The organism is Corallococcus interemptor, from assembly GCF_003668875.1.
GTDB classification, from domain to species: Bacteria; Myxococcota; Myxococcia; order Myxococcales; family Myxococcaceae; genus Corallococcus; species Corallococcus interemptor.
Genome location: NZ_RAWM01000457.1, coordinates 1 through 256 on the forward strand (window position 1 = coordinate 1; position 256 = coordinate 256).

Below are 256 nucleotides of genomic sequence, written 5' to 3' on the forward strand. Positions count from 1 at the left end.
TGCGCCGAGCAGTAGCCCTTGGAGCGGCTCTGGCGCTTGCAGCCGATGACGGCGCAGGCCTGGTTGTCTTCCGCGGCGGCGGCCTTCGGCGGACGGCCCGGGCCCCTCGCGGCGGGCGCGGCGGCGGGCGCGGCGGCCTTCGGCGGACGGCCCGGGCCCCTCGCGGCGGGCGCGGCGGCGGCCTTCGGCGGACGGCCCGGACCCCTCGCGGCGGGCGCGGCGGCCTTCGGCGGACGGCCCGGACGGCGGCGGACCG

General features: G+C 84.0%; 1 pseudogene. It reads right to left on the reverse strand.

Features of this window, described 5'->3' with window-relative positions:
- A pseudogene (locus D7X96_RS39435) lies at window positions 1–256 on the reverse strand (vegetative protein); the annotation flags it as partial.